At 60.3% G+C, this 300-nt stretch carries 1 protein-coding gene; it reads left to right on the forward strand.

Annotated features, from left to right (window positions below):
- A partial coding sequence (locus tag PZH32_RS12930) for a transketolase C-terminal domain-containing protein (RefSeq protein ID WP_275208659.1) occupies positions 1 to 253 on the forward strand: 253 nt, incomplete at its 5' end.
- Positions 254 to 300 lie beyond the last annotated feature (47 nt).

Raw genomic sequence — 300 nt, forward strand, 5'->3', positions numbered from 1 at the left:
GAAGAAGACGGGCTGCGCCGTGGTGGCGGAGGAGCACTCGGTGATCGGCGGCTTGAGCTCCGCGGTGGCGGAACTGACGGCCGCGCAGTACCCCGTGCCGCTCGAGCAGGTGGGCGTGCGCGATCGCTTCGGCAAGTCCGGCGATCTTGACGAGCTGCTTACCTACTTCTCACTAGACGCTAACGCCATTGTTGAGGCTGTGAAGAAGGTTCATTCGTCACAGCTTGCTCCGTTCATGCTAAATGTGTACTGAGACGCTCGTAATTCTAGCACAGGCCCTTACGCGCCCGAACCTTCTTC

This window comes from Adlercreutzia equolifaciens (assembly GCF_029076695.1).
GTDB classification, from domain to species: Bacteria; Actinomycetota; Coriobacteriia; order Coriobacteriales; family Eggerthellaceae; genus Adlercreutzia; species Adlercreutzia equolifaciens_A.